Here is a 3,960-nt window from a genome sequence, read left to right as displayed (position 1 = left end):
GCCGGTGGCCAGCGGATTCCGGCCTGCCCGAATATCCACCATGAGGGTACGGGCGGCCTTGTCATGCCATCCCTGCCGCCGATGCGGGTGGTCCCACAGGTTGGAGACGGTCAGGATCCAGGGACCCACGACCGTCACCGCCGAAACGGTCAGCAGCAGGTTGCGCACCAGGACTGCCGGAAATCCGGGTGCCAGGCCGTCCTCCCCCACGGTCCGCAGGCCAAGCAGCCGGTTGCCCGGGGTCTGACCGCTGCCGGCCTCCCAAAGCCAGAGCCACAGAAGGTACGCAGCCGCCGCAACCGCACAGAGAATCACGGGCAACTGGTCCGGAACAGACAGGACCACCAGGGCCAGCACCAGAAGGGGAACACTGTCCACGGCGCGGGCAGCAAGCCGCTGACCGGCCGTAGCGTTCACAAGATTCGGGTTTGTTGCCATTACCTTCTTCGTTCCTAGCTTTCTTAGTTGCCGCCGGCCTGCAGGGGGACGTCCCGTATTAGTCCGGTTCACCGCTTAGCTGTTCCAGCAGGTCCAGGTCCGCGGCCGTCACCAGCTGCGACGTCACCGCGTGCTCCACCAGGCGTGCCCGGCGGTTCACAGCCAGTTTTCCAGGCCCGCCGCGCAGCCCGGCCACTCCCACGCGGTCCAGCTTCTCGCACACGTTGTCCAGCTTGCGGTTGAACCGGGTCTGCGACCAGCCCAGCCGGGCCGCGGCATCGGCCGATGTTGGCAGCGCACTGTAACCGGTCCCGTCACGGCGCAGCAGCGGTTCCGCCAGCGCCACGATGACCGCCCGCTGCGACTCGGTGAAGATTACCGGACCGATGGTCGTTTCGCCCGCTCCGGAACCGTTCAGCGGGTCCTGGCGGAAGGCCGGGGTCTTCAGATGGACGTCGAACTCATAGGTGGTGGGCCCCGCCGTGAAAATCACCTTGGTCTGCTCGAAGACCAGTGGGATCCGGGCTCCGGGAGCGACCCATGCCTGCATACCTCCGGTGGAGTCGGAGATGGTCGCGGATATGCGGCTGCCGATGTTCGTCAGCCACCACATGGAATGTTCCTGGGAAATCGTCAGGAACTGCCGGTGCAGATAGGGATTGTCGTCAATCGCCAGGTCCCCTTCACGCCCGATCCGGAACACCGTTCCGTCGTCGGGTTCATGCCATTCCCCGCTAAAGTCGATCGCCAGATCCCCCAAGATCCATCTCCTCAATAGTCGGTCTGCACTCCGGTTCCGTTGCCACTGCGAGCTGGGTGGGAACCCGGGTGCCATGTCAAGAGCAGCACGGCCATGGCGCTCCTCATCAGGCTTATTATGTCCCATCCGCGCTGCCCGCGGCTGGTCCGGGTGATCGCCTAGCCGGTGCAGATCGCAGCCGGCTCTGAGGCACGTCCGTTGGCCCGGGCAACTTGGACCTCAATGCAGGTTTGTCCGCCGGCAGCCGGAAGGACGGCTTGTTCCTCCGACGTCCGCACCAGCTCGCCCTTGCTGGTGGCAGTGACGCTGCGCCACAGGTAGATGTCCCCTTCCTGCGGCTCCGGGTTGGCCCAGGTGAAGACAGCTTCCCCGGCCGTCTGGGATCCGCTCAGGTCTGTGGGTGGTGCCACGGAACCTTCGAGCCCGCCCAGGGCGTTCGACGGCGGCTGGGTGGGCTCCGGTGCGGCCTGCCGCGGACTGCCGTCGCGGGGAAGAAACACTGCCAGCAGCACAATGGCCAGCACGGCCGCTGCGGCCAGGCCTGCCAGCACGCGGCTGCGTCCGCGGCGCGGCGCGGCCAATCCCGGCATCCCCTGGTTTATGTCCCGGCCCTGGCCCGGATCCTGCTGCAGGACCGGATCCTGATCCGAAACCTGCTGGCCCGGCTGGAGTTCGGCGGCAGCGGTACCGGCGGTTGGCCGGATGACGGTTCCCTGCGGCCATTCCTCCGGCAGCAGCCCGGCACCGGTCTGCTCGCCGGGATGTTGGCCGGTGTGCTCGACGGCGCCCGGGCCGGAGAGCAGGTGGTGGGCACCGCGCAGAGTTGGCGGGAAGGTCGTGGCAGACGGATCGATCGAAACGACCCGGCGTACCCGGGTCTTGTCACCGTCTGCATCCGCCACACCGTCGTCCTCGACGGCCTGCCGCCCGGCTTCCTCCAGGACTGCAAACTCCGTCACGGCGAGGTTCAATTCGGTCTGGGTGCGCTGCAGCGCCAGGGCGAAGGCGTATGCGGACGAGTACCGGGACTCTGCGGATTTGGCCATCGCGGTGGCAAGGGCGAGTTCCAGCGACTCCGGCACGTCGCCGCGCCCGGTGGGCCGGAGCGGCTCGGAAATGATCCGGTCCACGAGATCACGCTGGGTGTTGCCCCGGCCGGGCCGCATAAACGGTGAGCGGCCGGCGAGGAGCGTGTAGAGGGTGGCACCGAGCGCGTAGATATCGGCCCGGACCCCGTCGATCCGTGCGCCGGACAGGGCTTCCGGCGGGGACCAGGGAATCGACATTCCCAGGTGCTCTTCGTCCTCTGTGTCCGTGGTTCCGGAGATGCCGAAGTCGGTGAGGGCGGGCCGGTTGTAATCGGTGGTCAGGATGTTGGCGGGTTTGATGTCGCGGTGCGCGATTCCGGCCCGGTGGGCGGTTTCGACGGCGGAGGCGACCTGGATTCCGACCGCCAGTACTTCGGACAATGGAAGCCCGCCCTGCCGGTAGCGCGCGTCCAGGCTGGGCCGGGAGCAGTACTCCATGGCGAGGTAGGAGCGCCCCTCCGCGGTGATGTCGGCCTCGTAGATCGTGACGATATAGGGATGGCTGGAAAGCTGGGCCATCAGGTTGGCCTCAGCCTCAAAGCTGGCCCGGGACGCTTCCGTGCGGAGATCGGAGAGCAGGACCTTGACCGCGACCCGGCGGCGTGGCCGGTCTTGTTCGTAGAGGTAGACATCGGCGAAACCGCCGGATCCCAGGTGTTCCAGGAACCGGAATCCGGGAATCCTCGGCGGCGGCCCGGGAGGCCGCTTTTTCATGACAGGCCTTCGAAACGGATCGAGACGTTGTCGCCGAGCTCGGCGACGTCGCCGTCCAGCAGGATCGCGGCCTCTCCCTGGGCCAGGCGGCGCGGCAGCTGCCCCTCTCGGATCAGCACCGTTCCGTTGGTGGAGAAGAGGTCCCGGAGCATCACGTGCCAGCCCTCCAGCCGGATCTCTGCATGCGATCGGGAAATGTCCCCGCTTTCGCTCGGAACCTGCACCATCCGCGGCAACACCGATCCCTGCTCCCGGGAAGCGGAGGGCTGCCGCCCGATGATGAAGTTGCGGTCGAGTTCGTAGACGTTCCCCGTGGATAGCCGCATTGTGCCCAGGCTCGGCCGCGGGGTTGGCTGCGGTTCACCGGTGATCTCCGCTCCGCAGGCCAGGCAGGTTCCCGACGTCGGCGGATTGACGTGCCCCTGCGGGCACTTCCGGGCTAGTACCGTCGGACCGGACCCGGTGGCCGCGCCGGAGCGACCAGCTGCGGCTGCACCGGAAGCACCGTGTAATCCGGCCGGGGCGGAGCGGATCGTGGCTTCGTCTTCCTCGACGTCGTCCCCGTAGGGGGTTTCCGGCCGGGGGGTCCCGGGCAGCGGAGTACCAGGCTGGGGCTTGAAGCCCATGATCGTCTCGCCGTCGTGGTCCTCTTGGACGGGAGGCAGAGTTTCCGTCGGCTCGCCGTCATCCGCAGCCACCCGGGGCCCCGAAAGCGGGACGTCCGCTGATGACACGGGCGGCGGCGTGAGCTTCAGCCACGGGACGGCGGCGCTCAGGTCCGGAACGGCCGGGCCCGGTGTTGGTGCTGGCGGAGCGGGTGCCGAGGTTGCCGGCGGAGCGGGTGCCGAGGTTGCCGGCGGAGCGGGTGCCGAGGACGGTGGTGGTGCGGCAGGTGCTGCTGCCGGTGGTTTCGATGCTGGTGGAGCCGGCGGTGCTGGTGCTGGCGGAGCCGGTGCCGCT

The 3,960-nt window shown here is 68.0% G+C and carries 5 protein-coding genes; all 5 read right to left on the bottom strand.

The annotated features are described in order from the left end of the window. Nucleotides 1-438, bottom strand: a 438-nt coding sequence (locus RTN46_RS16640) for an RDD family protein (protein WP_312183072.1), incomplete at its 3' end; no start/stop codon positions are given. A gap of 58 nt (nucleotides 439-496) precedes the next feature. Continuing rightward, nucleotides 497-1,198 (bottom strand): hypothetical protein, encoded by a 702-nt coding sequence (locus RTN46_RS16635; RefSeq protein WP_312183071.1) that lies wholly within the window; start codon nucleotides 1,196-1,198, stop codon nucleotides 497-499. 158 nt (nucleotides 1,199-1,356) lie between these two features. Beyond that, nucleotides 1,357-3,000: a serine/threonine-protein kinase gene (locus tag RTN46_RS16630; RefSeq protein ID WP_312183069.1), complete on the bottom strand. Its 1,644-nt coding sequence runs from the start codon at nucleotides 2,998-3,000 to the stop codon at nucleotides 1,357-1,359. Further along, nucleotides 2,997-3,698, bottom strand: coding sequence for an FHA domain-containing protein (locus RTN46_RS16625; RefSeq protein ID WP_312183067.1), 702 nt, complete (start codon nucleotides 3,696-3,698; stop codon nucleotides 2,997-2,999). The genes RTN46_RS16630 and RTN46_RS16625 overlap by 4 nt, the downstream gene beginning before the upstream one ends. Continuing rightward, on the bottom strand, nucleotides 3,685-3,960 hold a 276-nt coding region (locus RTN46_RS16620), incomplete at its 5' end, for a hypothetical protein (protein WP_312183065.1). The genes RTN46_RS16625 and RTN46_RS16620, both read right to left, overlap by 14 nt.

The organism is Arthrobacter sp. (assembly GCF_031988865.1).
Taxonomy (GTDB): Bacteria; Actinomycetota; Actinomycetes; order Actinomycetales; family Micrococcaceae; genus Arthrobacter_B.
Note: the sequence above shows the minus strand (reverse complement) of the source record. Positions and strands in the feature narration are given on the sequence as shown.

Coding starts and splice junctions, on each gene's coding strand:
- RTN46_RS16630 (WP_312183069.1), bottom strand. CDS start 3,000: ATGAAAAAGCGGCCTCCCGGGCCGCCGCCGAGGATTCCCGGATTCCGG.